Annotated in this window: 22 protein-coding genes; 10 read left to right on the top strand and 12 right to left on the bottom strand. The window is 74.7% G+C overall.

Annotated features, from left to right (window positions below):
- Positions 1-46: 46 nt before the first annotated feature.
- The 4 genes from AC2A1K_RS18100 to AC2A1K_RS18085 form a co-directional block, all read right to left on the bottom strand.
- Positions 47-883: a hypothetical protein gene (locus AC2A1K_RS18100; RefSeq protein ID WP_483897691.1), complete on the bottom strand. Its 837-nt coding sequence runs from the start codon at positions 881-883 to the stop codon at positions 47-49.
- A 210-nt stretch (positions 884-1,093) separates the two neighbouring features.
- Positions 1,094-1,729, bottom strand: coding sequence for a regulatory protein RecX (locus AC2A1K_RS18095; protein WP_483897690.1), 636 nt, complete (start codon positions 1,727-1,729; stop codon positions 1,094-1,096).
- A gap of 4 nt (positions 1,730-1,733) precedes the next feature.
- Positions 1,734-2,774, bottom strand: coding sequence for a recombinase RecA (gene recA / locus AC2A1K_RS18090; protein ID WP_483897689.1), 1,041 nt, complete (start codon positions 2,772-2,774; stop codon positions 1,734-1,736).
- 239 nt (positions 2,775-3,013) lie between these two features.
- On the bottom strand, positions 3,014-3,208 hold the full coding sequence (locus AC2A1K_RS18085; RefSeq protein WP_483897688.1) for a DUF3046 domain-containing protein: 195 nt from the start codon (positions 3,206-3,208) through the stop codon (positions 3,014-3,016).
- Positions 3,209-3,291: 83 nt separating this feature from the next.
- On the opposite strand from AC2A1K_RS18085, the gene AC2A1K_RS18080 reads away from it, so the two are divergent.
- Positions 3,292-3,429 (top strand): hypothetical protein, encoded by a 138-nt coding sequence (locus tag AC2A1K_RS18080; RefSeq protein ID WP_483897687.1) that lies wholly within the window; start codon positions 3,292-3,294, stop codon positions 3,427-3,429.
- 121 nt (positions 3,430-3,550) lie between these two features.
- Here AC2A1K_RS18080 and AC2A1K_RS18075 read toward each other — a convergent pair whose 3' ends face one another.
- Positions 3,551-5,026, bottom strand: a complete 1,476-nt coding sequence (locus AC2A1K_RS18075) for a glycosyltransferase family 39 protein (RefSeq protein WP_483897686.1) — start codon at positions 5,024-5,026, stop codon at positions 3,551-3,553.
- Positions 5,027-5,147: 121 nt separating this feature from the next.
- On the opposite strand from AC2A1K_RS18075, the gene AC2A1K_RS18070 reads away from it, so the two are divergent.
- Together AC2A1K_RS18070 and AC2A1K_RS18065 are read left to right on the top strand one after the other, a co-directional pair.
- The gene (locus AC2A1K_RS18070) at positions 5,148-6,404 is read left to right on the top strand and encodes a sensor histidine kinase (protein WP_483897685.1); all 1,257 of its coding nucleotides are present in this window, start codon (positions 5,148-5,150) and stop codon (positions 6,402-6,404) included.
- Complete coding sequence (locus AC2A1K_RS18065; protein ID WP_483897684.1) at positions 6,401-7,096, top strand: response regulator transcription factor; 696 nt, start codon at positions 6,401-6,403, stop codon at positions 7,094-7,096. Before AC2A1K_RS18070 ends, AC2A1K_RS18065 begins: the two co-directional genes overlap by 4 nt.
- Here the strand turns inward: AC2A1K_RS18065 and AC2A1K_RS18060 are convergent.
- Positions 7,086-7,766, bottom strand: coding sequence for a GAP family protein (locus AC2A1K_RS18060; RefSeq protein ID WP_483897683.1), 681 nt, complete (start codon positions 7,764-7,766; stop codon positions 7,086-7,088). The two genes, AC2A1K_RS18065 and AC2A1K_RS18060, sit on opposite strands and share 11 nt — an antisense overlap.
- A 7-nt stretch (positions 7,767-7,773) precedes the next feature.
- Entirely contained in the window at positions 7,774-9,006 is a 1,233-nt protein-coding gene (locus tag AC2A1K_RS18055) for a patatin-like phospholipase family protein (RefSeq protein WP_483897682.1), read from the bottom strand.
- Positions 9,007-9,116: 110 nt separating this feature from the next.
- On the opposite strand from AC2A1K_RS18055, the gene AC2A1K_RS18050 reads away from it, so the two are divergent.
- A complete protein-coding gene (locus tag AC2A1K_RS18050; protein WP_483897681.1) occupies positions 9,117-13,955 on the top strand; it encodes an ATP-dependent helicase in 4,839 nt (1,612 codons plus the stop codon).
- A 96-nt stretch (positions 13,956-14,051) separates the two neighbouring features.
- The gene (locus AC2A1K_RS18045; protein ID WP_483897680.1) at positions 14,052-15,044 is read left to right on the top strand and encodes a hypothetical protein; all 993 of its coding nucleotides are present in this window, start codon (positions 14,052-14,054) and stop codon (positions 15,042-15,044) included.
- Here AC2A1K_RS18045 and AC2A1K_RS18040 read toward each other — a convergent pair.
- The 4 genes from AC2A1K_RS18040 to AC2A1K_RS18025 form a co-directional block, all read right to left on the bottom strand.
- Complete coding sequence (locus AC2A1K_RS18040) at positions 15,019-16,479, bottom strand: amino acid permease (protein WP_483897679.1); 1,461 nt, start codon at positions 16,477-16,479, stop codon at positions 15,019-15,021. The genes AC2A1K_RS18045 and AC2A1K_RS18040 overlap by 26 nt on opposite strands.
- Before the next feature lie 133 nt (positions 16,480-16,612).
- The gene (locus AC2A1K_RS18035; RefSeq protein WP_483897709.1) at positions 16,613-17,425 is read right to left on the bottom strand and encodes an IclR family transcriptional regulator; all 813 of its coding nucleotides are present in this window, start codon (positions 17,423-17,425) and stop codon (positions 16,613-16,615) included.
- A 105-nt stretch (positions 17,426-17,530) separates the two neighbouring features.
- Positions 17,531-19,042 carry a M28 family metallopeptidase gene (locus AC2A1K_RS18030; protein ID WP_483897678.1) on the bottom strand — a complete coding sequence of 504 codons (1,512 nt, stop codon included), beginning with the start codon at positions 19,040-19,042 and terminating at the stop codon, positions 17,531-17,533.
- A 101-nt stretch (positions 19,043-19,143) separates the two neighbouring features.
- A complete protein-coding gene (locus tag AC2A1K_RS18025) occupies positions 19,144-20,655 on the bottom strand; it encodes an alkaline phosphatase D family protein (protein ID WP_483897677.1) in 1,512 nt (503 codons plus the stop codon).
- 172 nt (positions 20,656-20,827) lie between these two features.
- Between AC2A1K_RS18025 and AC2A1K_RS18020 the strand changes: the two genes are divergently transcribed.
- The 4 genes from AC2A1K_RS18020 to AC2A1K_RS18005 all read left to right on the top strand — a co-directional run bounded on the left by AC2A1K_RS18020 (position 20,828) and on the right by AC2A1K_RS18005 (position 24,350).
- The gene (locus tag AC2A1K_RS18020; protein ID WP_483897676.1) at positions 20,828-22,705 is read left to right on the top strand and encodes an MFS transporter; all 1,878 of its coding nucleotides are present in this window, start codon (positions 20,828-20,830) and stop codon (positions 22,703-22,705) included.
- A 115-nt stretch (positions 22,706-22,820) separates the two neighbouring features.
- Complete coding sequence (locus AC2A1K_RS18015) at positions 22,821-23,144, top strand: hypothetical protein (protein WP_483897675.1); 324 nt, start codon at positions 22,821-22,823, stop codon at positions 23,142-23,144.
- 50 nt (positions 23,145-23,194) lie between these two features.
- A complete protein-coding gene (locus tag AC2A1K_RS18010; RefSeq protein WP_483897674.1) occupies positions 23,195-24,094 on the top strand; it encodes a DNA-formamidopyrimidine glycosylase family protein in 900 nt (299 codons plus the stop codon).
- A 25-nt stretch (positions 24,095-24,119) separates the two neighbouring features.
- Positions 24,120-24,350, top strand: coding sequence for a hypothetical protein (locus tag AC2A1K_RS18005; RefSeq protein ID WP_483897673.1), 231 nt, complete (start codon positions 24,120-24,122; stop codon positions 24,348-24,350).
- Here AC2A1K_RS18005 and AC2A1K_RS18000 read toward each other — a convergent pair.
- Positions 24,325-24,741 (bottom strand): DUF2000 family protein, encoded by a 417-nt coding sequence (locus AC2A1K_RS18000; RefSeq protein ID WP_483897672.1) that lies wholly within the window; start codon positions 24,739-24,741, stop codon positions 24,325-24,327. The genes AC2A1K_RS18005 and AC2A1K_RS18000 overlap by 26 nt on opposite strands.
- A gap of 50 nt (positions 24,742-24,791) precedes the next feature.
- Between AC2A1K_RS18000 and AC2A1K_RS17995 the strand changes: the two genes are divergently transcribed.
- Positions 24,792-25,580, top strand: coding sequence for an AraC family transcriptional regulator (locus AC2A1K_RS17995; protein WP_483897671.1), 789 nt, complete (start codon positions 24,792-24,794; stop codon positions 25,578-25,580).
- Positions 25,581-25,583 lie beyond the last annotated feature (3 nt).

Genomic DNA, 25,583 nt, shown 5'->3' with positions numbered 1-25,583 from the left:
GCCTCCACTCGGTCTGACTCGCGATGGGTGTCCTGCTGATCGGCCATCAGTTCACGATCCGCAGGTCGGAAACGGTGCCGCTCGCGACGAGCATGACGTAGAGGTCGGTGAGGATCAGGGTGCCGATCGTCAGCCACGCGAACAGCATGTGGCGCGTGTTCAGCTTCGAGACCCAGGTCCAGACCTTGTAGCGCACCGGGTGCTTCGAGAAGTGCTTGAGGCGCCCGCCGGTGATGTGCCGGCACGAGTGGCACGACAGCGTGTAGAGCCAGAGACCGATCACGTTGATCAGCAGGATGAGCGTCCCGAGCCCCAGCCCGAACGACGTCTCCCCCGTGGCCGGGTCGGTGCTCTGGAAGGCCAGCACCATGTCGAAGGTGTTGAGGAGCGCGATCAGGCCGGCGATGTAGAAGAAGTACCGGTGGGCGTTCTGCAGGATCAGCGGGAACCGCGTCTCACCGGTGTACTTCGTGTGCGGTTCCGCGACCGCGCACGCGGGCGGCGACGACCAGAACGCCCGGTAGTACGACTTCCGGTAGTAGTAGCAGGTGAGCCGGAACAGCAGCAGGAACGGCAGCGAGACCAGCGCGTAGGGCAGGAACCACGGCAGCGCGGGGAACCACTGGCCGAGATGGCTCGCCTCCGGGATGCAGGAGGCGGTCACGCACGGCGAGTAGAACGGCGAGAGGTAGTGGTACTCCTCGACGTAGTACGCCGAGCCCCACAGCGACCGGATCGTCGCGTAGACGACGAACGTCGCGAGCCCCAGCGCGTTCGCCAGCGGCGGCAGCCACCAGCGGTCGGTGCGCAGGGTGCGCTGGCGGATGTCGGGGCGTCCCGGCGCCGGCGGCCGGTACGTCCCGGAGTCGTGTGTGGTGGTCACGGCACCCCGGTCCCTCGTCTGCGATGACGCGCGGCGTCGGCGGGTCGCGACTCCGGCCGGACCGGCCGATGTCGGTGCGGAACCCCGCGAACGCGACGCTCTGTGGTGGGCCGCACACTACGACGCGCCAAACCCCGGTGTCGCCCGGGTCACCCCGGTGCCGTGGCGTGACGATGGCCACGTCGGTGATCGACTCCGTACGCGGGCGATCTAATGGTGATCGGAGTCCGGGTCCGACAGGAGATCGTCGAGGGCCTCGCCGTCACCCTCCGCAACGGAACTCTCGGCGAGCGCCTCGCGCACGACCGCATACGCCACGCCGGCGTCGTAGCCCTTGCGGGCGAGCATCCCGACCAGGCGCCGCGCGGCCACCGCGTGGTCGAACCGTGCGAGCGAGGGCAGCCGGCGCTCGACGAGCACCCGGGCGCGGGCGTGCTCGTCGTCACGGCTGATCTCGTCGACCGCCGTGGTGGCCGTCTCGCGCTCGACGCCCTTGCGATGCAGCTCACCGGCCAGCGCGCGCTTGCCCAGGCCCTGGTGGCGGTGCCGCGACGACACCCATTGCTCGGCGAACGCCGCGTCGTCGACGAGTTTGGCGGCGGCGAGCCGGTCGAGCACCCGGCCGGCGACGTCGTCCTCGACGCCCTTGCGGGCCAGCGAGTCGGCCAGCTCGGCGCGGGAGCGGGCGCGGCTGGTGAGCAGGTTCAGACAGATCGTGCGCGCGACGGACTCGGGGTCGGCGGGCGGATCGGCCCGAGGGTCGGGACCGGTGCCGTCGGGGTCGGGTGGCTCCGGCGTGCGCCCCCGCGGCGACCGGCGCCGCCCGACCCCCTCGCGGCCGTTCACGCCGTCAGAAGTCGACGGGGGCGGGCGCGCTGTCGTCGGCGTCGAGCTTGGGCCCGATGCCGAGCTTGTCCTTGATCCGCTTCTCGATCTCGAGCGCGACGTCCGGGTTGTCCTTGAGGAACTTGCGGGCGTTCTCCTTACCCTGCCCCAGCTGGTCGCCCTCGTACGTGTACCAGGCCCCCGACTTTCGGACGATCGCCTGCTCGACACCCATGTCGATCAGCGAGCCCTCCTTCGAGATGCCGGAGCCGTAGATCATGTCGAACTCGGCCTGCTTGAAGGGCGGAGCCACCTTGTTCTTCACGACCTTCACCCGCGTCCGGTTGCCGACCGCGTCGGCGCCGTCCTTGAGCGTCTCGATGCGGCGGATGTCGAGCCGGACCGAGGAGTAGAACTTCAGCGCCCGGCCACCCGTGGTGGTCTCCGGGGAGCCGAACATGACCCCGACCTTCTCGCGCAGCTGGTTGATGAAGATCGCCGTGGTGCCCGACGCGTTGAGGGCACCGGTGATCTTGCGGAGGGCCTGGCTCATGAGCCGGGCCTGCAGGCCGACGTGGCTGTCGCCCATGTCGCCCTCGATCTCGGCGCGCGGCACGAGCGCGGCCACGGAGTCGACGACGATGACGTCGAGCGCGTTCGAGCGGATCAGCATGTCCATGATCTCGAGCGCCTGCTCGCCGGTGTCGGGCTGGGCGACGAGCAGCGCGTCCGTGTCGACCCCGAGCGCCTTGGCGTACTCCGGGTCGAGCGCGTGCTCCGCGTCGATGAACGCCGCGATGCCGCCCTGGGCCTGGGCGTTGGCGACGGCGTGCAGCGTCACCGTCGTCTTGCCCGAGGACTCCGGACCGTAGATCTCGACGACGCGGCCGCGGGGCAGCCCGCCGACGCCGAGCGCCACGTCGAGCGCGATCGAGCCGGTGGGGATGACGTTGACCGGGGCCCGGCCTTCGTCTCCCAGGCGCATCACCGAGCCCTTGCCGAACTGCTTGTCGATCTGGGCGAGGGCGAGCTCGAGCGCCTTGTCGCGATCCGGTGCCTGTGCCATGGGGATGTCACCTTGCTCGATGGTGGGGTGTCAGGGGTCTGACTCTCGGGCGCCGACGCTAGGCGGAGGGTCCGACATCGCGGTGCCGGAGCCGGCCGCCCTGGGGACGGACGGAACGGTTGTGGACGGACGGCGGCGACGCTGACGTCGGAGCACGACCGTACGGAGCAGGGTAGACGAACAGGTGTTCGATCGGGGAGTTCGGGGCGGCCCCGGCGTGTCGGTCGATCCCCCGCGCCTCACCGTCTCTCGCCGGGCACCTCGAACTCCGCGCAGACCACCCGCCAGACGTCGCGCGGCTCGTCGCCGTCCTCGAGCGCCTGCTCGACGGTGCGCCCCCGCAGGGCGCCGAAGACGTGGTCACGAGAGATCGAGGCGGCGCGGACGGCGCCGAACTCGTCGTCCATCAACTGGCGGAAGTGGGTCAGCCGCACGTCCCCACGATAGGTCGGGCCCGGCGGGTCCCGGCCGACCGGATCTCACGAACCGGGCACGCCGTCGCGCGTAACCTCGGGCCGTGGTCTCGACCCCCGGCCTTCTCGCCGCCGCCTCGCTCGACCCCACCGGCGGCACGCTCGGCACGATCGTGGCGCTGCTGGGCCTGGCCGCGGCGCTGGTGGTGCTCCTGCGCTGGTGGTTCCAGAACCGCCGCTGAGCCGCCGACGCTCGCGCCGGCGCGGTCGGTTCTGACCGAAGGGCACCTTCGCTCGAATAGATCGGCGAGGGGAGCCCTTCGCCGGAACCCCGCCGGGCCACCCGGGGTGTGCCCGGCGTCACTACTGCACATCGAGGTGTCGCAGCTGCGGCCAGAAGCTCTCCCAGGGCGCGAGCCGCCCGGTCGCGAGCCACAGCGTCGCGTCGTTCCCCGCCGGCCCGAGGGAGCGGACGTCGGCGAACCACGGCCGCAGCTCGTCGGCGGTCGACCCGAGGTACAGCACGGTGTCGACCTCGTCGGTCGGCGGCGGGAACCAGCCGTAGCTGCGGTTGCTGCTCAGGGCGGGGGGCAGCGCGTCCTCGGGCGCCGCGACGTCCAGGTAGGCGGCGTAGATGTACGACTCGGCCATCACGGCGGTCCGCGCCCGACGCTCCGCGGGGATCGCGTCGTAGGCCGCGACCGTGGCCCCCGCGACGGTGTCGCCGACCACCGGCGAGGCCATCACCGTCGACAGCGGCAGCGCCGCGATCGCCGCGGCGGCGCTCAGCGCGGCCGCCGGCCAGGCGACCCACCGCATCCGCCGATGGCCGGCCTCGCGCCGGCGCTGCAGGCCCACGGTGCCCGCCGCGGCGAGCAGCCCGTAGATCCCGGCGAGGTAGTACGGGCGCCCGAGCGTCGCGGAGAAGAGGACGTAGAGCAGCACCGTCGTCAGGGCGAGGTAGCGCAGCTCGGCCAGGTCGGGGTCGCGCACGAGGCGCCAGAGGCCGTAGAGGACGAGCGGCACGCCCATCACGCCCGCGGCCGCGACCATCCCGACCATCACCCCGGTGAGTCCGCCGTAGAGGAACTCCGCCTCGGAGGCGACCACCGGCCCCATCCGCAGCTGCGGCCACCCGTTCAGGGTCTGCCAGACCAGCGTCGGTGCGGCGATCACGGTCGCGACGGCCGCCCCGATCCACAGCTGCCGGCGACGCAGCATCGTGCGGGGTCCGAGCACGAGCACCGAGAGCAGCAGCACGGCCGCCAGCAGCAGGATCTGGAACTTCGTCTGCGCCCCGACGCCGACGACCACGCCGACCGCGACGAGCAGGCGGTCGTCGCGCACGCGCCACCAGCGCACGAGCAGCCAGCCCAGGGAGAGCCACAGGACGGGCTCCAGCGTGTACGGCGTCGTCCAGTGCCCGCAGACGGCGAGCCACGTCCCGGTGCCCTGGGCGATCGCGGTGAGCGTCTGGGCCCGCCGGTCCCCGCCGAGCTCGCGGGCGACGAGAGCGGCGAGCAGCACGGTGGCGGCGGTCGCCGCGATCGCCGGCAGCCGCAGGACCAGGATGTTCCCCGGCGCGACGAGGTCCATCAGTCCCGCGAGCAGGGGCGCCACGGGCGGCTGGTCGGCCGAGCCCCAGTCGAGGTGGTCGCGCCCGATGGCGAGCATCAGGGCCTCGTCGAAGAACCACCCCGGTCGCCCCGCGAGGGACAGGTGCGCGGCGGCGACCAGGGCGGCGACGATCCCGACGGGCCATCGCGCGAGACGGTGCGCGGGGCGGGGTCCGGGTGTCGTGACGGGCGCGGGCTCGGGCGAGGCTTCCGTGACGGACATGGCAGTGATCGTCGCGAGACGCGGGCGACCCCCACCACGGCGCGACGTCGACGGCGGCGCACCGAACGGACGATCTCCGGTCGACCTTCGGCCGAGGCCGGTGTCCGACGGTGCCGCTAGCGTGACCGTCGTGCCGACCACCGGGCCCTCCCCACGCCTCTGGGACGCCGGTGCGGTCGCGCTGTCCCTGCTCGGGGTCTATCTCGCGCTGTGGGCCGAGCCCACGACGCTGGCCGGCGAGGCCCCGGTCTGGTGGTGGGTCGACCTCGCCGGCGGGCTCGCGGCCTCCGCGCTGGTCCTCGCTCGGCGGCGCTTCCCGATCGGGTCCGCCCTCGTCGTCTACGCGCTCACGGTCGTGTGCACCTCGGCGTGGCTGGCCGGCGCCGTGGCGACGTACTCGATCGCCGTGCGACGGCCCTGGCCCACCGCCGCCGCCCTGGGCGTCCTCTCCCTCGTCCTCGCACCGCTCCAGGGCCTCTTCCGGCTCCAGACCCCCGAGAACAGCTCCTGGGGCGCCCTCGCGTGGGCCGTGGGTGCGACGATCGTGGTGGTGGCCACCGGCGCGGCGGTCCGGGCCCGCCACGAGCTGATGGACTCGCTGGTCGAACGGGCCGAGCGCGCCGAGCGCGAGGCCGCGCTGCGCGCCGACGCCGCCCGCACCGCGGAGCGCACGCGCATCGCCCGCGAGATGCACGACGTCCTCGCCCACCGGCTCTCGATGGTGTCGCTGCACGCCGGGGCCCTGGCCCACCGGCGCACGGCGTCACCCGAGGAGATCCGCGACGCCCTCGAGGTCGTCCGGGCGGGTGCCCGCGACGCGCTGGTCGACCTGCGCGCGATCCTCGGGGTGCTGCGCGACCCGGACGCCGACCCGGACGCCCCCGACGAGGTGGACACCGCCGCGATCGCGCCCCAACCCACGCTGGCCGACCTCGACCGTCTCGTCGACGGGGTGCGTGCGGCGGGCACGCCGGTGACGCTGCGCAGCGAGCTGGACGCGGCGACCGTGCCCGACGAGTGCGGGCGCACGCTCTACCGCATCACGCAGGAGACGCTCACCAACGCCGCCCGCCACGCGCCGGGCCGGCCGGTCGAAGTGCGGCTGTGCGCCACGGACGTCGGCGAGGTCGAGCTCCACGTCAGCAACCCCCTGCCGTCCGCGGGCGCCGGCGGACCACCCGGCAACGGGCTGCTCGGCATCACCGAGCGGGTCGAGCTCGCCGGCGGGCGCGTGCTGGCGCGGGGACCGGACCGCGATCGGTTCCGGGTGTCGGTGCGGATACCGCGGCGGGCCGACGACCGGCCGGCGCGCCTCGACGAGCACCGGGACGAGCACCGGGACGAGCACCGGGACGAGCACCGGGAGGAGATCGCATGACGGCGCCGACGCGCGTGCTCGTGGTCGACGACGACGCGCTGGTGCGCTCGGGCCTGCGCCTCATGCTGGGCGAGGCGGAGGACATCACGATCGTCGCCGAGGCCGCCGACGGCGACGAGGTCCCGGCGGCCGTCGCCGAGCACCGCCCCGACGTCGTGCTGATGGACCTGCGGATGCCGCGGGTCGACGGGGTGCGCGCCACCGCGGAGCTGCTCGGCGGGCACGACCCGCCCGCCGTCCTGGTACTGACGACCTTCGACTCCGACCAGGACGTCCTCGCGGCGCTGCGCGCGGGCGCCACCGGCTACCTCGTCAAGGACACCCCGCCCGCCGACATCGAGGACGCGATCCGGCGGGTCGCGGCCGGAGGCACCAGCCTGTCGCCGTCGGTGACCCGGCGGCTGATCGCGGCGGCGACCGGCCGGGAGAAGCAGGCCGGGCGCGGCGCCGAGGCCGGCGCCCGCCTCGCGGGGCTCTCGGAGCAGGAGCGTGCCGTCGCCGCCGCCGTCGGGCGGGGCTGGAGCAACGCCCGCATCTCCACCGAGCTGCTGCTCTCCCTGTCGACCGTGAAGACCTACCTGTCCAGCGCGCTCACCAAGCTCGACCTCGAGAACCGCACGCAGCTCGCGCTGCTCGCCCACGACGCGGGGCTCTCCGCCGACGCGGCCGACGACCGCGGCGTCAGCCCGTGAGCCCGCTGATCCCCTTGATCGTGAGGTAGACGCCCACCCCGCCGACCAGGAGCCCGAGCAGCACGCGCGAGTTGCGCCGTCCCCACGCGTGCGCCGACCGGACGATCTCCAGCGTGCGGTCGGGCCGCAGCAGCACGAGGGCGAGCGCCGCGACGGGCGCCGCGAAGCGCAGCACCGTGTAGACGGTGACCTGGGCGATCCCGCCGACCGCGCTCGGGTGGGTCTGCAGGATCGCGACGAGCGCGGCGAGGTAGTAGAGCCCGGGCAGGTTGGTCACGAGCCCGGCTGCGACCACCATCGGCACGGTCGGCGACCGCAGCCGCCGGTCGAGCGCCTCGGGCAGCACGGTGCTGCGCTCCTTGCGCGGGCGGGAGGTCCGGCGTAGCGGGACGTCCTTCCCGGCGAGGTGCAGCCCCGCCCAGACGATCGCGAGCACACCGAGCCCGAGGTCGATCCACAGCCTGCCGGCGGTCGCCTCGGACGACCGCGTCCCGGTGTGCAGCCACGTCACGACCACGATCCCGACGCCCAAGGTGATCACGGCGCCCGCCGCGACGTAGGCGACGAGCAGGCGCCGCGCGCGCTCGGTGAGCAGCAGCGCGTAGACGATCGCGAGCGTCACCCCGCGGACGGCGCTGAGCAGGCCCAGGACGAGGGCCTCCGGACTCATCGGGCGCTCATCTGTCGTCCTCGGGCACCGGGCCGAGCCGCAGCGCCAGCAGCGCCCGCCCGGCGAAGGACGCGGTCAGGAGCCCGGGAACACCGTCGACGTCGACCCGCCACGTGACGTCCTCGCCCACGAGCTCCTTGCGCGTGACGTCCCGGGTGACGGGCCCGGCGAGCAGCGCGCCGAGATCGGCACCGGTGAACGGCGTCTCGACCACCGTGGCGGCGCCGTCGAGCAGGGCGCGCAGGGCCGCGCCGTCGGCGTCGGTCCACGCCTGCTCGAGGCGCAGCGCCGCGAGGAACACCACCGCCTGACTCCGTCCCCGACGCCGCAGGTCGCGCAGGAACACGACGTCGCGGTTGGCCTTCGACGCGGCGCCGAGGAGGCCCGCCGCGGGTGTGCGGGCCAGCTCCAGGACCCGGACGGCGACCTGCCGGTAGCCGCTCGCCGGCGTCAGCGTGCCCGCGGCCAGGAGCTGGTCGATCTTCTCGATCGACGCCAGCTCCTGGTAGAGCGACAGGTTGCCGGCGAGCTCGTTGCGCCGGTCGGCGATGTCGAGCGTCGTGCGCGGTTCGTCGTCGCGCCGGGTCGGGTTGATCTGCACGACCCAGAGCTCGTCGGGGTCGTCGTCGAGCAGCGGGGCCACCGGCGGGTTCTGCGAGAACAGCCCGTCCCAGTACGCGCCGCCGCCGACGTGGACCGCCCGGAACAGCGTGGGGATCGCGGCCGACGCGAGCACGGTGTCCGGGGTGATGCGGTCGCGGCGGCTGTCGAACGCGCGGAACGCGCCGCTGCGGACGTCGACGGCGCCGAGCACGAGGCGGGGGTGGTCGGCGTCGGCGTCGACGGTCAGCGCGTCGAAGTCCACGTGGCGGCGCAGGAGACGCCGGAACGCCTCGCGGCCGTCGAACGGTGGCGGCACGAGGTACGGGTTCAGCGGCGGCGCGAGGCCGAGGCTCTGCACCAGGCCCGCGCCGACCACGGCGGCGTTCGCCAGCCGCTCCACCGGGCTGCGCGCCGCGTTGTCCTCCCAGAAGCCCTCGAGCAGGGCGGGGGCGTCGCCCGGCCGGCCCTCGCGCAGCGCCGACCAGACCAGCAACGCGTTGATCGCCCCGCCCGACGTGCCGCTGACCGCCACGATCTCGTGCCCGTCGAACGCCCCGCTCTCCGCCAGGTGGGCGATCACGCCCGCGGTGAACGCGGTGTGGCTGCCGCCTCCCTGGAAAGCCAGCGCGATCCGCACCCGGTGAGGCTATCGGTGTCCGATCCGATCGAGCGGCTGGATACCTGGATACAGGGCGCCGGCTCCGCCGGCTCCGTGTCGCTGTCAGGGGTCGGGGGCACCATGGGGTCGTGACCCACGCCGACGGTCCGGTTCCGCTGCGCTCCGCGTCCGTTCTCGACCGCTTCTCCCCCGCCACGCGCGACTGGTTCACCGGCGCGTTCGCGGGCGCGACGCCCGCGCAGGCCGGGGCGTGGGAGGCGGTGGCCGACGGGCAGCACGCGCTGGTCGTCGCGCCCACCGGGTCGGGCAAGACGCTGGCGGCGTTCCTCTGGGCGCTCGACCGGCTGGCCACCGCGCCGCCTCCCGACGAGCCCACGCGCCGCTGCCGCGTCCTCTACGTCTCGCCGATGAAGGCCCTGACCGTCGACGTCCAGCGCAACCTGCGCTCCCCGCTCGCCGGCCTGGGCCAGGCGGCGCAGCGCCTCGGGCTCCCCCGCCCCGACGTCACGGTCGGATCCCGCACCGGCGACACCCCCGCCGACGAGCGGCGCGGCTTCCAGCGCACGCCGCCCGACATCCTCGTGACGACACCCGAGTCGCTGTTCCTGCTGCTCACCTCCGCGGCGCGCGAGTCGCTGCGCGGCGTCGACACGGTGATCGTCGACGAGGTGCACGCCGTGCTCGCCTCCAAGCGCGGGGCGCACCTCGCGCTGAGCCTCGAACGCCTCGACGCGCTGCTCGACGCCCCCGCGCAGCGCATCGGTCTCTCGGCCACCGTGCGCCCGATCGACGAGGTCGCGTCGTTCCTCGGCGGCGGGCGGCCCGTGCGGGTGGTCGCGCCGGAGTCGACGAAGACCGTGCAGGTCCGCGTCGAGGTCCCGGTCGAGGACATGGCGGCGCTCGGCGCGGAGGGCGAGCCACGTTCCTCCGGGCCGGGCGTCGAGGAGGAGGTCGAGGGCTCGGCGGCCGGCGCCGCGCAGCGGGCCTCGATCTGGCCCGCCGTGCAGGAGCGCATCCTCGATCTCGTCGGGGAGCACCGCTCGACGATCGTGTTCGCCAACTCGCGGCGGCTGGCCGAGCGGCTCACCGCGCGGATCAACGAGCTGGCCACCGAGCGGGCCCGGGCGGCGGAGGACTCGCCTCCGGTGGAGCTGGACGAGGAGGCCGACGCGCTCGCCCCGGTGGCGGGAGACGTCAGGGGGAGCACGCCGATGGCGGAGCGGAGCTCGACCTCGGACCGAGGCCCGTTCCCCGCCGAGGCGGTCGGCCAGTCGGGCACGGCCGAGGCCGCCGAGCTGATCGTCGCCCGCGCCCACCACGGCTCGATGAGCCGCACCCAACGCACCCAGGTGGAGGAGGCGCTGAAGTCCGGCCACCTCCCCTGCGTCGTCGCGACGTCCAGCCTCGAGCTGGGCATCGACATGGGCGCGGTCGACCTCGTCGTGCAGGTCGAGGCGCCGCCGTCGGTGGCCAGCGGCCTCCAGCGGGTCGGCCGCGCGGGCCACCAGGTGGGCGCCGTGTCCACCGGTGTCGTCATGCCCAAGTACCGGGGCGACCTCGTCTCGTGCGCCGTGGTCGCCGAACGCATGGCCGACGGCGCCATCGAGGCGATGCACTACCCGCGCAATCCGCTGGACGTGCTCGCCCAGCACGTGGTGTCGATGACCGCGATGGAGCCCTGGTCGGTGGACGACCTCACCGGTCTCGTCCGTCGCGCGGCGCCGTTCGCGGGGCTGCCCGACTCGGCGATGCAGGCCGTGCTCGACATGCTGGCCGGTCGCTACCCGAGCGACGACTTCGGCGAGCTGCGCCCGCGCATCACGTGGGACCGGGTCACCGACCAGCTCTCCGGCCGCCCGGGCGCCCAGCGTCTCGCGGTCACCAGCGGCGGCACGATCCCCGACCGCGGGCTCTACACGGTCGTCACACCCGGGTCCGGCGAGCACGGGACGGGTGGCTCGCGGGTCGGTGAGCTCGACGAGGAGATGGTCTACGAGTCGCGCGTGGGCGACACCTTCCTGCTCGGCTCCACGAGCTGGCGGGTCCTCGACATCACCCGAGACCGGGTGGTGGCCGAGCCCGCACCCGGGGTGCCGGCGCGGATGCCGTTCTGGAAGGGCGACGCCCTGGGCCGCCCGCTCGAGCTGGGCCGCGCGCTGGGCGCGTTCGTGCGCGAGCTGTCCGCCGCCGACGACGACGCGGCGACCGAGCGCGCGCGGGCCGCCGGGCTCGACGAGTGGGCGGCGTCCAACCTGCTGGCCTACCTGCGCGAGCAGAAGGAGTCGACGCGCCACGTCCCGAGCGACCGCACGATCGTCGTCGAGCGCTTCCGCGACGAGCTGGGCGACTGGCGCCTCGTCGTGCACTCCCCCTTCGGCGCCCAGGTCAACGGGCCGTGGGCGCTGGCGATCGCCGCGCGGTTCCGCGAGACCCGCGGCCTCGAGGTGTCGGCCGCGAGTGCCGACGACGGCATCGTCCTGCGCCTGCCCGACGCCCTCGACGACGCCGGCGAGGAGATCCTGCCCACCGCCGAGGACGTACTGCTCGACCCGGACGAGGTCGAGCAGGTGGTCACCGCGGAGGTCAGCGACTCGGCGCTGTTCGCCTCGCGGTTCCGCGAGTGCGCCGCCCGCTCGCTGCTCCTGCCACGCCGCGACCCGACGCGGCGCACCCCGCTGTGGCAGCAGCGCCAGCGGGCGGCGCAGCTGCTCTCGGTCGCGAGCCGCTTCGAGCAGTTCCCGGTGGTCCTCGAGACGATGCGCGAGTGCCTGCAGGACGTCTACGACGTCCCGGGCCTCGTCGAGCTCATGCGCGACGTGCGCTCACGCGGGGTGCAGGTCGTCGATGTCGCGACCAGCAGCGCGTCGCCGTTCGCCCGCACGCTGATGTTCGGCTACGTCGGGATGTTCCTCTACGAGCTCGACGCGCCGCTGGCCGAGCGGCGGGCCGCGGCGCTCTCACTCGACTCGGCGCTGCTCGCGGAGCTGCTGGGTTCGGAGGCGATCCGCGAGCTGCTCGACGGCGAGGTCCTCGCCGAGATCGAGGGCCAGCTGCAGCGCACCGACCCCGAGCGCCACGTCCGCGACGTCGAGGGCACCGCCGACCTGCTGCGCTTCGTCGGCGACCTCACCACCGCCGAGGCCGCGGCCCGCGGGGTCGCGCCGGAATGGCTCACCGAGCTGGAGTCGGCGCGCCGGGCGATCCGCGTCCGCGTGGCCGGCGAGGAGCGCTGGATCGCCATCGAGGACGCCGGTCGCTTCCGCGACGCCCTCGGCGCGGGCCTGCCGGTCGGGGTGCCCGAGGCGTTCACCGAGCCGGTGGCCGACCCCCTCGGCGACCTGCTCGCCCGCTTCGCCCGCACCCGCGGCCCGTTCCCGGTGCACGCCCCGGCGCACCGCTTCGGGCTGGGCGTCGCGGTGGTCGGCGGCGTGATCGACCGGCTGGTCTCCTCCGGGCGGCTGGTGCGCGGCGAGTTGCGTCCGGACGGCGCGCCGCCGCTGCCCGGGGTGCCCGCCGACCTGGCGACGAGTGGACCGGACGTCTGCGACGCCGAGGTGCTGCGCCGTCTGCGCCGGGGCTCGCTGGCCCGCCTGCGCGCCGAGGTCGAGCCCGTCGAGCCGGCGGCGCTCGGGCGCTTCCTGCCCGCGTGGCAGGGCGTCGGCAGGCGGATCCGGCGCGCACCGGGGCCCGACGACGTGCTGGGCGTGGTCGAGCAGCTCGCGGGTGCGCCGATCCCCGCGAGTGCCCTGGAGAGCCTGGTGCTCCCGGCGCGCCTGCCGGGCTACGCGCCCGCCCTGCTCGACGAGCTCACCAGCGCCGGCGAGGTCACCTGGACCGGCTGCGGCACCCTTGCCGGCGGCGACGGCTGGCTGGCGGTCGCGCCCACCGACCTCGCCGACCTCCTACTGCCCGACCCCGAGCCCGACCTCACTGACACCCCGCTGCACCGCGCGCTGGCCGAGACGCTCGACGCGGGCGGCGCGCTGTTCTTCCGCCAGGTCACCGAGCGCGCCCAGGCCGTGCTGCGGGAGGCGGGCGAGGCGGAGACCTCCCGCGAGATCGATCTGCCCGACGACGCCACGATGGTCGCCGCGCTCTGGGACCTCGTGTGGGCGGGGCTCGCCACCAACGACACGCTGGCCCCGGTGCGAGCGCTCGTGTCCGGCGGCGGGGCGCGCGGCTCGGGCGGCTCGCGGGGCGGGGCCCACCGGCAGCGCCGGACGCCGTCGCGCGGGCGCTACGCCCGGCTCGGGCGTGCCCCGATGCCGTCGCGGACGGGTCCGCCCACCGCCGCCGGACGCTGGTCGGGGGTGCCGGCGCGCGAGCAGGACCCGACCCGCCGCGCGCAGGCCCGCACCGAGGCGTTTCTCGAGCGCCACGGGGTGCTCACCCGCGGCGCCCTCGACACCGAGCGCGTGACCGGGGGCTTCGCCGGCATCTACCCGGTGCTCCGCGCCATGGAGGAGTCGGGGCGTGCCCGACGCGGCTACGTCATCGAGGGCCTGGGCGCCGCCCAGTTCGCCGTGCCCGGCGCGATCGACCGGCTGCGGGCGGAGTCGCGCGACGAGGACGGCTCCCGCGAGGCGACGGCGCTGGTCCTCGCGGCCACCGACCCCGCCCAGCCCTGGGGCGCAGCGCTGGAGTGGCCCGCCACCGTCGGCAGCCAGGACGGGGGGACGAGCTCGCACCGACCGGGCCGCAAGGCGGGCGCGCTGGTGGTGCTCGTCGACGGCGAGCCGGCGATCTACGTCGAGCGCGGCGGCAAGTCGCTGCTGAGCTTCACCACGTCCCGCGAGGCGCTCGCCGCCGCCGCGTCCGCGCTGGCCACGGCCGTCCGCGAGGGCTGGCTGGGCAGCATCGCGGTCGAGAAGGCCGACGGCTCGGGCGCACTCGACGGCGTCCTCGCCGACGTGCTCACCGAGGCCGGGTTCCGCCACAGCCCGAAGGGCCTGCGTCTGCGGGCCTGACAGGAGGCTCACCCACCCTCCCCGCGCGCGCCCGCGGCGCCCACGGCAGGGTGGACACCGCACCGTCCCGGCCCGGGCTGACGACGAGGGAGAGCGATGGCGCTGGCGTGCCCGACGTGTGAGGAGTCCGCCGCCGAGTACCTCGGCATGGCCGAGGACGGCCGCAACATGATGCGCTGCACGGCCTGCGGGCACGAGTGGGTCCTCGGGGCCAAGCCGGTCTCGCCGCGGGCGGTCAGCCAGACCACGCGCTCGCGCAGCAGCACGACCAGCCGCAGCAGCACGACCAGGAGCAAGAGCACCACGAGCCGGCCGCCGACGCGCTCGTCCACCTCCGTGACCGGCTCGGCGGGCCGGACCGCGGGCACGCGGGGCCCGGTGCAACAGCGCGAGCGGCGCCCGCTGGAGGACGTCGAGGCCGCGCGGCAGCGCTTCACGGCGACGGCGGACATGGTGCCGGCCGAGCGGTGGCGAACCATCGAGGCGCTGCGTCGCGAGTTCCTCGTCGACGTCCCGTACCCCGACGAGGAGGCCGGCCGCTACCGCGACGTCTACCGGCAGGCGTTCGAGGCCGACGCTCTGCCCTACACCACGCCGGTCGCGCTGAAGGACTTCGCGAACAGCAAGGTCGTCGCCCGGCCCGGGAACATGAGCCGGTTCAACGACGAGTGGCGCGCGCTCGGCAACCAGCGCGCCGCCGAGGCGTTCCGGGGCGTGATCGAGCACCTCCTGCGCGGCGAGGACCCGCCGGCGCCCGAGGACCGGCTCACCGAGCTGATCACCTCCGACGACGCGCCGGCGATGCCCGGGTTCCGCGAGGCGATGCTGACCCGCGTCCTGTGCATCGCCGAGCCGGAGCGGTTCCTGCCGATCCTCGTCTACACCAGCCCCGCGGGCGGCAAGCGCGAGATCGCGCGTCAGGTGTTCGGCATCGAGCTGCCGCCCCCGGAGACGACCTCGCAGACGATCGGCCGGCTCGCCTACTGGAGCAACGACCTGCTGGTGGAGCTGATCGGCAGCCGGTTCGTCGACCTCGACCACGCCCGCCAGTTCCTGTGGTGGGTCAAGGACCATCCTGATCTGACGTGACGCGCGCGAGCTTCGAGCGCCGCCGCCCGTAGGCCAGGTAGATCACCAGGCCGAGCAGGAACCAGAGCGCGAAGCGCAGCCACGTCACCGGGTCGAGGAACGTGATCAGCCAGATCGAGAAGATCACCCCGACGATCGGCACCACCGGCATGCCCGGGCAGCGGAACGAGCGCGGCAGGTCGGGGCGGCGGTAGCGCAGGACGATCACCGCGATGCACACGACGACGAAGGCCAGCAGGATGCCGATGTTCGTCAGCTCCGCGGCCTCGCCGATCGGCAGGAGGCCCGCGATGAGGGCGGCGGCCACGCCGAGGACCCACGTGATGCGGTTCGGGACCTGGTGCTTCTCGCCGGTGCGCCCGAACCACGCCGGCAGGAGCCCGTCGCGGCTCATCGCGTAGCCCACCCGCGTCGCGCCCATGAGGAACGTGAACAGCACCGTGAGGATGCCGAGGATCGCGCCGACGGCGATGACCAGGCCCACCAGCGGCAGGCCGATGTCGGCGAACGCGCTGGAGAACGCGGCCTCGCTGTCGATGCGCGTGTAGTCGACCATCCCGGTCAGCACGAGGCAGGCCAGCACGTAGAGCACCATGGAGATCGCCAGCGAGTACAGGATCGCCTGGGGCATGTGCTTCTGGGAGTCCTGCGACTCCTCGGCCGCCGTGCTCATCGCGTCGTAGCCGAACACCGCGAAGAACACCGTCGCCGCCCCCGTGAAGATCCCGGCGAGCCCGAACGGCGCGAACGGGCTGTAGTTGCCGGCGTCGATGTGGAAGGCGCCGACGACGATCACCAGCAGCACCACGGCGACCTTGAGATAGACCAGCGCGGTCTCGGTGCGCGCGGCGTTGCGCATCCCGCGGTTGAGCACCCAGGCGATGAGCAGGCAGAGCAGCATCGCGAACAGGTCGACCCTGTGCGTGCCCGGCGGCACCCCGTCCGACTCCGTCCCCGGCGCGCCGAGCATCCACCCGGGCAGCTCGAGGCCGAGGAAGCCGAGCAGGTCGTTGAAGTAGCCGGAGATGCCGATCGCGACGACGGCGACGATCGCGGTGTACTCGAGCAGAAGGTCCCAGCCGATCAACCAGCCGACCAGCTCGCCGAGCACCACGTAGCCGTAGGTGTACGCCGATCCGGCCCGCGGGATGAGCCCGGCGAACTCGGCGTACGAGAACGCGGCGGCCGCGCTGGCGACGCCGGCCACGAGGAACGAGACCAGCACCGCGGGCCCGGCGGTCTCGTGCGCGACCTGCCCGGCGAGGGAGAAGATCCCGGCGCCGATGATCCCGCCGACGCCGATCGCGGTGAGCTGGCGCAGGGTCAGCGTCTTCGCGAGTCCGGTGTCGCCGTCGGGCCCGGGCTCGATGTCCTCGACGGGCTTGCGCCGGAGCAGGGCGGCCGCGAATCCCGGGCGCGGCGGCGTGGACGTCATCGCCCCATCCTGCGGGCTCGGCGCCGCGAAAACCAGACGCGGATTTCACACGCGGACCCGCCTGGCGGTGATCAACGGGGACTTCGCGCGCCTAGAAGCAGCGAACGCCACGTTCGCTGCCATCGCGGCGCGCTCAGGACGAGGAGCCGACCCACCCCAGGCGCGTCGACAGATCCTCGGCGGCCGCGCGCAGGTCGGGCACGATGGCCCGCGCCCGGCGCCGCGGCAGCCGGTACGACGGCCCGGCGGCGCTCAGCGCGGCGACGACGTCGCCCGCCGCGCCCCACACCGGGACCGCGACCGCGTGCAGGCCGACCTCGAGCTCCTCGAACGAGCGCGCGTGGCCCTCGTCGACGACGCGGGCGAGCTCGGTGCGCAGCGCGGAGGCCTCGGTGATCGTGGACTCGGTGTAGCGGGGCAGGCGCCGGCGCAGGAAGGCGCGCCGTTCCGGGTCGCTCATGTAGGCCAGCAGCACCTTGCCGGCCGAGGTCGCGTGCAGCGGGGTCCGCCGGCCCACCCAGTTCTGGGTGGTCACCGACGCGGCGCCGAACTCCTGGGTGACGTTGATGGCGGCCTCGCCGTCGTGGATGGCGAGGTTGACGGTCTCCCCCACCTGCTCCGCGAGCTGCTGGCACGTCGGCTGGCCGAGGCGGGCGATGTCCATCCGCCCGGTGGCCGACGCGGCGAGGCGCACGACCCCGAACCCGAGCGCGACCCGCCCGCGGTCCCCGAGCTGCTCGAGCATCCCGCGGCGGGCGAGTGCCGCGACGAGGCGCGAGGCGGTGGACTTGTGCACGCCGAGCTCCTCGGCGAGCTCGGTGATGCCGACCTCGCCGCGCTCGGCGACGACCTCGAGCGCCGTCACCGCCCGGTCGACCGAGCGGACGAGCGCGGGCTCGCTCCGCCCACGTCCGTTCTCCTCGGAGTCGCCGTCGGTGGCCGTCATCATCGACCATCCTCTCCGATCGGGCAGGCCCGGCCGGGGAGCGGGGGGTCCGGTGGGTCGAACCGTCGCCGCGCGGGGTTGCGAAGGCCGCAACCCTACCCCTCCTCAGCGTGTCTGGCGCTGATCCCGGGTGGGGACGCCGTTCGGCCCACCGAGATCGACCGCATAGGTGCCGACTCCGACCGCGAGGGCGTCGAGCATCCGGTCCAGCGCCACCCGGTCGATGTTCGCGAGGGTGTCGCAGGCCTGGTGGTAGCAGCGGTCGTACGCGACGCCGGCCTGCCCACCCCAGCGGGCGGCCTGCTCGGGGGTCTTGACCTCCTCGGCCCCGCTGAACAGCCCGCCCGAGGGGATGCCGGCCTCCACGAAGGGCCCGTAGTCCGACCGGCCGTCGAAGTCGGTGCCCTGCGGCGGCGCCCCGGCGGCGGTCAGCGCGGCGTTGAGAGTGCGCTCGATGCCCTCGGAGCCGCGCGGCCCGGACGGCGCGCCCTGCCGGTCGGAGTCGTCGCCGTCGTAGACGAAGTAGGCCGGGTTCGGCGAGCCGAGCATGTCGGCGTTGAACAGCACGGCGATGTCGCGGCGCGCCTCGGGCGTCAGACCCTGGACGTAGGCGGCCGACCCGAGCAGCCCGGCCTCCTCGGCGCCCCACCACGCGAAGCGCACCGCGTTGGTCACCGGCGGGGCGCCGCCGAGGCGCACGGCGAGCTCGAGCTGCGCGGCCGAGCCGGAGCCGTTGTCGTTGATCCCCGGCCCCTCGGGCACGGAGTCGAGGTGCGCGCCGGCCATGACGACCTCGTCCGTGCGCCCGGTGGTGGTCTGGGCGATGACGTTGCGCGTCGTGATCGTCTGCGACTGCGTCACGAGCGTGACCGTCGCCGGCTGGCCCGCTCGGGCGAGCAGCGCGTCGAAGTCGGGCTGCAGGAGCCCGCCGGTGGGCAGCCGCCCCTCCCCCACCGAGCCGAGGGTGCCGCCGAGCGGGCCGGGGACGTTGTTGCCGACGAGCACGGCCGCGGCGCCGACCTCGGAGGCGATCTGCTGCTTCTGCGTGAACGTGCACGCGCCCCGGCGCACCAGCAGCACCGCGCCCCGGGCGGGCAGGTTCGCGTAGTCGGTGGCCTCGCAGCCCGGCGTCGCGTCGGCCGGCGCGTCCGGCGCCACGACCAGCGGACCGGTGACACCCTCGGGCGGAGTCGTCGGCGAGTAGGTCAGCGCGGTGACCGCCGGCCCGGGTGCGCCGCCGACCGCGAGCGTCTGGGCCTGCGCGGAGAAGGTGTCGAACGGGAAGCTCGGCGTCTCCACCTGGAAGCCCGCCGCGCGCAGCTGCCCGGCGACGTACTCGACGCTCGCGTCGTAGCCCGGCTGACCGGAGGCGCGGTTGCCGCCGTTCGCGTCGGCGATCCGCTGGAGCTCCTCCAGCCGCGCGTAGGCCCCGTCGCCGGTGACCTGCGCGGCGAGACGCCCGGCCAGGCCCGGGTCGCCGGTCGGGGCGGGGTCCGACGACGGGGGCGGCGCGGGCTGCGGGGTCTGCTCACCGCCGCCCCCGGAACCGCCGCCGCAGGCCGCGAGCCCGAGCAGGGCGGTGAGGACGAGAGCCATCGCCCGTGGCGTCGCGATCATGCTCACGGACCGTAGCGGACCGCATCGGACGGTATGTCAGGAACCACCGCGGATCGGTCGAACGGGGGCTGGTGGGCGTCGGGTGGGCAGGCAGGTGGGCGTCAGGCGGGATCGAGCGTCGTCGACCAGAGGCTCGTCCCGGCGGCATCGCACAGGTCGACCCGCAGGCGCCCGCCGGAGATCGTCACCTCCCCGAAGTGCTGGTAGCCCTCGGCCGGGGAGACGTCCTCGCGGTCCGGGGCCCGCACGAACACCTGCTGCGGCGCGAAGGTCGGGTCGAGCGGGCCCGCCGGGAAGGCGCCGGCGTGGGCGGGGCCCGAGACGAACTCCCAGAAGGGGTCGGCAGGCACACCGGCCTGCTCCGGGGTGTACCGGTTCGCCGCGGTGTAGTGGACGTCGGCGGTGAGCCAGACGGTGTTGCGCACCCCGCGCTCGCGCATCCCGGTGAGCACCCGGGCGATCTCGCTCTCGCGTCCCGCCGGGGCCCCGGCCAAGCCGTTCGCCACCGCCTCGATCCCGGTCCGCCCGTCACGCACGACGATGCCGAGCGGCATGTCGGCGGCGATCACCTTCCACGTGGCGCGCGAGGCGGCGAGTCCGTCGAGCAGCCAGCGCACCTGCTCGTCGCCGAGGATCGGTGTCGGGTCCGGACCCGCCGCGGCCGGGTTGGCGCCGCGGTGGGTGCGCATGTCCAGCACGAACACGTCGAGCTGCGGACCGTGGGCGACACGGCGGTACACGGGACTCGCGGGGTCGAGCGGCATCCACTCGGCGAAGGCCCGCCGGGCGTGGACGGCAAGCACGTCGACGCGGCGTTCCCGGTCGTACTCCGGGTCGCCGAGGACCTCGCCGGGGTACCAGTTGTTGGTGACCTCGTGGTCGTCCCAGGACGCGATCATCGGGACGGCCGCGGTGAACGTCCGGTACGGCACGTCGAGCAGGTTGTAGGCCCACTGCCCCCGGTAGCCGTCGAGGTCCTGCGCGACGGTCGCCTTGGCCGACGTCATCGTGTTGCGCCAGGCGCTCCCGTCGGGCAGGACGACGGTCTCCTCGAGCGGGCCGTCGGCGTAGACGGTGTCGCCGGAGTGCAGCAGAAAGTCGGGGTCGCGGGCCCGCATCGCGTCGAACAGCCGCATGCCGCCGCGGGCCGGGTCGATGCCCCAGCCCTGGCCGACGACGTCCCCGGTCCAGACGAAGCGCACGTCGCGCCCGTCGGCGGGCGCCGGCCGGAAGCTCCCGACCACCGGCTCCGAGCCGGCCCGGCCGTCCTCGGCCCGGACGCGGTACCAGGTCATCGGCCCCCGGGCGGCGGGCACGCGCACGCGGCCGGTGAAGTCCGCGGTCGGCGCCAGCTCCGGCCCGGTGATCGTGCGGGCGTCGCGGAACGACGCGTCGGACGCGACCTCGACGACCATGCGCGCGGGCCGGTCGGCGCGGGTCCACACGAGCCCGGAGTCGGCGGTGACCTCGCCGGACTGCACGCCGTGGGTGAGCACCGGACGGTCGCTGCGGACGAGACCCGGCGAGCCGGTCGAGCAGGCCGACAGCGTCACCGCCCCGCCCGCGGCGGCAGCCAGTGACAGGACGCGACGGCGGGTGAGAGCTGGTGCCATGGTGCGAGACTCACGGACTCGCCGTACACGGGGGTGAACTCCCGGTGAGCACGGGCGGATCCGATCGCCCGGAGCGACCGGATTCACGGTCTCCGAGCGCTTCCGCCGCGGCCGCTGCGGACTACTGTTGGTTGGCACAGCCAACGATCCCGTCGTTCCCGAGGAGGGTTGCGTGCCGCACGCCGAGGCGCCGGACGCCCAGCAGGCCGCATCCCCGCAGGCGACCCCGGGACCGAGCCCCGCCCTCGTCGTCACCGTCCTGTCCTCGGTGGGCCTGGTCGCGTCGCTGTGCATGACGCTGGTCGTGCCGCTCGTCCCCCAGCTCCCCCGGCTGCTCTCGACGTCGACGGCCACCGCGTCCTGGGTGATCACCGCGACGCTGCTCGCCGGCGCCGTCGCGACGCCGATCGCGGGCCGGCTCGGCGACATGATCGGCAAGCGCCAGGTCCTCGTGGCGACGCTCGGCCTGCTCGTGGCCGGGTCCGTGCTGTGCGCGACGACGAACGATCTCGTGCCGGTGCTCATCGGGCGCTCGCTGCAAGGCGTCGCGGTCAGCGCCGTGCCGCTGGGCATCAGCCTCATGCGCGACACGCTCCCGCCGGCGCGCCTCGGCTCCGGCATCGCGCTGATGAGCGCGACGCTGGGCATCGGCGGCGGTCTCGGCCTCCCGCTGGCCGCGGTGATCGTCGAGATCGCCGACTGGCACGCGCTGTTCTGGGTCGCCGGCGGGCTCGGGCTCGCCGGGCTCCTGCTGGTCGCCCTGGTGATCCCGGAGTCGCCGACCCGCTCGGGCGGGCGCTTCGACGCCGGCGGCGCGATCGGGCTCTCGATCGGGCTGATCGGGCTGCTGCTCGCCGTGTCCAAGGGCGGCGAGTGGGGCTGGACGAGCGCGGCGACGCTGACGTCGGCGGGCGTGGCCGTGGTGGCGCTGCTCGTGTGGGCCTACTACGAGCTGCGGGTGCGCGATCCGCTGGTCGACCTGCGCCTCAACGCCCAGCGGGCGGTGCTGGTGCCCAACCTCATCTCGATCCCCGTGGGCGTCGCGATGTTCACCGGCATGGTCGTCTTCCCCCAGCTGCTCTCGGCGCCGCTCGCGTCGGGCCACGGGCTGGGCCTGAGCCTGCTCGTCGCCGGCCTGACGCTCGCGCCGAACGGCGTGGTCATGATGCTGATGTCGCCGGTCACTGCGCGGATCTCAGCGGCCTGGGGGCCGCGCGCGTCACTGCGGATCGGCCTGGTCGTGATCGGCGTCGCCTACGGCGCCGGCACGCTGCTGCTCTCGGAGGCGTGGCAGGTCTCGCTGGTCATCGCCGTCATCGGCGCCGGCGTCTCCCTGGCCTACGGGTCGCTGCCTGCGCTGATCATGCGCGCGGTGCCCACGACCCGGACCGCCGCCGCCAACGGCCTCAACACCCTCATGCGCTCGATCGGCACGTCGACCGCGTCGGCGGTGGCGGCCGTCGTGCTCGGGGCCGCGACGACGCTGGTCGAGGGCTCGCTCGTGCCGTCGCTGGGCGCGATCCAGACGACGCTGCTCGTCGCCGCCGGGTGTGCCCTGCTGGCGCTGCTGATCAGCCTGGCGGTGCCGAACCTGCCGGAGCCGACCGAGACCACCGAGACCACCGAGACCACCGAGCGCATCGAGCGCGTGGCACGGTTCGGCCGGGACGAGGCCGCCGAGCCTGCGGAGGACGACGACACCCCCGAGGACACCCCCGAGGACGCCCCCGTCCTGCGCGGGCGGGTCCTGCACGACCACGGCGGTCCCGCCGCGGGGGCGCTGGTGACGCTGGTCGGCAACGACGGCCGGCAGCTGGCCGTGACCCCCGTCGACCCCGATGGCGCGTTCGCCGCCGACCCCGGACCGGAGCGCCCCGTCCTGCTCATCGCCGGGCTGACCGGGGCGCGGCCGACGGCCGTGCACGTCGCGCCGGGCCAGGTCACGCTCGACCGGCCCCTGGTGCTCAGCCGCACCGCCGACCCGCTGGCGGAGATCACGGACGCGGAGTGCACCTCCACCGCCGCGGCCGGGTGCACGACCCGCCCCTGATCACGACGCTCCGCCCGCCGAGCTCTTTCTCCGGCCTGGGGGTTTGTGACCCACCTGGCACGTGGCACTCCGGTGTCGTCCCGACGACCCTCTCCGTCGACGAACGGAGGAACGCATGTCCAGCGACGACACCCCGGTGGTGGCCGTCCGTCAGGCCACCTCGGCCCTGCGCGCGGGCACGGTCACGCGCGACCTCGACGGCCAGGACCTCGCGCTGCTCGGGATCGAGGCCCGGGCCCTGGTCGAGCAGCTCGTGGACGTCCTGCAGAGCGTCGACCGCACGACAAGCGACCCCCGCGACCCGCACACCCGCGACCTCGGCGCGCTGCGCGCCCGCCTCGCGTCGGCGCTCGCGCCGGTCGACGTCGCCGCCGGCGATCCGCGCGACGGCGTCGCGGAGGAACCCGTGCCGGCCTACCCCGGTCGTCCCGACGACTGAGCCCGACGACCGAACCGGACGACCGAACCGCGCGGTGGGACGATGACGGTGTGCCCGAGGGTGACACCGTCTTCCTCGCCGGCCGGCGACTGCACGACGCGCTGGCCGGCCGGGAGCTGACGCGCGGGGAGCTGCGGCACCCCCGGCTGGTCGAGCACGACCTCGCCGGCCGCACGGTCCTCGAGGTCGCCAGCGTCGGCAAGCACCTGTTCACCCGTCTCGACGACGCCACGAGCCTGCACAGCCACTTCCGCATGGACGGGACCTGGCACCTCTACCGGCCCGGGCGGCCGTGGCACGGCGGCCCCGAGCACTCGATCCGCGCGATCCTCGAGGTGCCCGACCGCGTCGCCGTCGGCTATCGGCTGCACGACCTCGAGCTGCTCCGCACCGACCGCGAGGGCGACCTCGTCGGGCACCTCGGCCCCGACCTGCTCGGCGTCGACTGGGGGCCGGAGGCGGCGGCCGAGGTGGCGCGCCGCCTGCGCGCCGACCCCGACCGCGAGCTCGGCGCCGCGCTGCTCGACCAGCGCGTGGCGTGCGGCGTCGGCAACCTCTACAAGGCGGAGATCTGCTACCTGCTGGGCGTGTCCCCGTGGACGCGGGTCGGCGACCTGTCCGAGAAACAGGTGCACGACGCCGTCGCCTGGGCCCACACGCTGCTCCTGCGCAACGCGTGGCGTCCCGAGCAGTCGACCACCGGCGACCTCGGGGGCAACGCCCAGCACTGGGTGTTCGAGCGCGGCGGGCGCGGCTGCCGGCGCTGCCGGGACGTGGTGCGCACGGCGGGGCAGGCAGAGACACAGCACGCCGATAGGGGTTCCCCGGACCGCGAGGACCGCATCGCCTACTTCTGCCCCACCTGCCAGCCCGGCCCCCACCCGCCGCTCGAGCGCCGGCGTGGGCGGCGACCCCAGCAGCAGTCCGGGCGGCAAGCGCGCCACGGCTGAAACCGGGCGGGTCCGCACTTCCTCGATGGACCCCGCCCCGCCCGGCCGCGAGCACGAGACGGCGGTGCTCGTCTCGGCGCTGGACGACGCGTGCGCGGGCCGCCATCGACCGCGTCCACCACCGGACCGTCATCCCGACGCCACGGACCCCGGCGCCGGTGAGGACCCGGCGCTGGTCGCCCCGCCGGACCGCATGGACCGGTGGGACGTGGCGGGCGCCGACGTCCCGGTCACGGATGCATCCGCGCGCCCTTGACGATCTTGTCGACGGCGTTGCGCGGGCCGTGCACGGCGAGGCCGACCAGGTCGAGGTCGTCGCGGCCGACCGTGGCGACCGCGGCCCGGTTGTCCTCGTCGTTGCCGGTCGCGAACAGGTCGGCCGTGAAGACGGCGGGGCGCAGGCCTCGGCTCAGCGCCCGGCCGTGCGCGGCGCGCAGCACCGCGGCGTCGGCGGCGAACACCATCACCGGCTGCCCCAGCATCGCAAGGTACGGGGTGCCCTCGGCGTCGGCGTAGGGCTCGCCGACCAGTTCCGGGGTCGCCGCGGTGATGCCGCTGGTGAGGAAGGCGGTCACGTTGAGGGACTGCCAGCCGGCGAGGTCGTCGCGCAACACGACGGCGATCTTGGTGTCGAATCCGCTGCTCATGGCGTCCACGATCACCCGGCGGCGATCACCGCGTCTTGTACGTTCCTGGCGTGGGTGAGGAGGTGCGCGCCTGGCGGCCCGCGGTACCGGGGATCCGGGAGGTGTTCCACGCGCACTTCGTCGACCACGCCTACCCGGCCCACACCCACGACGCGTGGACGCTGCTGATCGTCGACGACGGCGCCGTGCGCTACGACCTCGACCGCCACGAGCACGGCGCGCTCCCGGCCTCGGTGACCCTGCTGCCGCCGCACGTGGCCCACGACGGGCGCTCGGCGCGGCCCGGCGGGTTCCGCAAGAGGGTCGTGTACCTCGACGACGTCACGCTCGCAGCGCCACCCCTGATAGGCCGCGCGGTCGACCGGCCCGCCGTCGACGACCCGGTGCTGCGCCGGCGCGTCGACCAGCTGCATCACGTGCTGGACCGCCCGGGCGAGGAGCTGGCGGCGCAGAGCAGGCTCGCGTTCATCGTCGAGCGGCTGGCGGCTCACCTCGGGGAGCGGTCCGACGGGCACCGCCACGACCGCCGGCTGGCCCACCGCCTGCGGGACCTGCTCGACGCGCGGCTGCCCGAGGGGCTGGGCCTCGACGAGGCCGGGCGGCTGCTGCACGCCCACCCCACACACCTCGTGCGGGCCTTCGGTGCGGAGTTCGGGCTCCCGCCGCACCGCTACCTCACGGGGCGGCGCGTGGACCTCGCCCGGCGGCTGGTGCTGGCGGGCATGCCGCCCGCGACCGTCGCGACGGCGACGGGCTTCCACGACCAGGCGCACCTCACCCGCCACTTCCGGCGGGTGGTCGGGACGACGCCGGGGCGGTTCGCGGCCCGCCCCGGCTGACGT

The sequence above is a fragment of the Actinomycetospora sp. 2LY8.5 genome (genome assembly GCF_057180585.1).
The sequence above is the reverse complement of the archived record's forward strand: the minus strand, read 5'-3'. Positions and strand labels throughout refer to the sequence as shown.

What these genes read in the sequence shown, in the direction of transcription:
- AC2A1K_RS18025 (WP_483897677.1), bottom strand. Translation starts at nt 20,655, where the DNA reads ATGGCACCAGCTCTCACCCGCCGTCGCGTCCTGTCACTGGCTGCCGCC.
- AC2A1K_RS18045 (WP_483897680.1), top strand. Translation starts at nt 14,052, where the DNA reads ATGGCGCTGGCGTGCCCGACGTGTGAGGAGTCCGCCGCCGAGTACCTC.
- AC2A1K_RS18065 (WP_483897684.1), top strand. Translation starts at nt 6,401, where the DNA reads ATGACGGCGCCGACGCGCGTGCTCGTGGTCGACGACGACGCGCTGGTG.
- AC2A1K_RS18075 (WP_483897686.1), bottom strand. Translation starts at nt 5,026, where the DNA reads ATGTCCGTCACGGAAGCCTCGCCCGAGCCCGCGCCCGTCACGACACCC.
- AC2A1K_RS18015 (WP_483897675.1), top strand. Translation starts at nt 22,821, where the DNA reads ATGTCCAGCGACGACACCCCGGTGGTGGCCGTCCGTCAGGCCACCTCG.
- recA (WP_483897689.1), bottom strand. Translation starts at nt 2,774, where the DNA reads ATGGCACAGGCACCGGATCGCGACAAGGCGCTCGAGCTCGCCCTCGCC.
- AC2A1K_RS18035 (WP_483897709.1), bottom strand. Translation starts at nt 17,425, where the DNA reads ATGACGGCCACCGACGGCGACTCCGAGGAGAACGGACGTGGGCGGAGC.
- AC2A1K_RS18040 (WP_483897679.1), bottom strand. Translation starts at nt 16,479, where the DNA reads ATGACGTCCACGCCGCCGCGCCCGGGATTCGCGGCCGCCCTGCTCCGG.
- AC2A1K_RS18030 (WP_483897678.1), bottom strand. Translation starts at nt 19,042, where the DNA reads ATGATCGCGACGCCACGGGCGATGGCTCTCGTCCTCACCGCCCTGCTC.
- AC2A1K_RS18000 (WP_483897672.1), bottom strand. Translation starts at nt 24,741, where the DNA reads ATGAGCAGCGGATTCGACACCAAGATCGCCGTCGTGTTGCGCGACGAC.
- AC2A1K_RS18060 (WP_483897683.1), bottom strand. Translation starts at nt 7,766, where the DNA reads ATGAGTCCGGAGGCCCTCGTCCTGGGCCTGCTCAGCGCCGTCCGCGGG.
- AC2A1K_RS18005 (WP_483897673.1), top strand. Translation starts at nt 24,120, where the DNA reads ATGGACCCCGCCCCGCCCGGCCGCGAGCACGAGACGGCGGTGCTCGTC.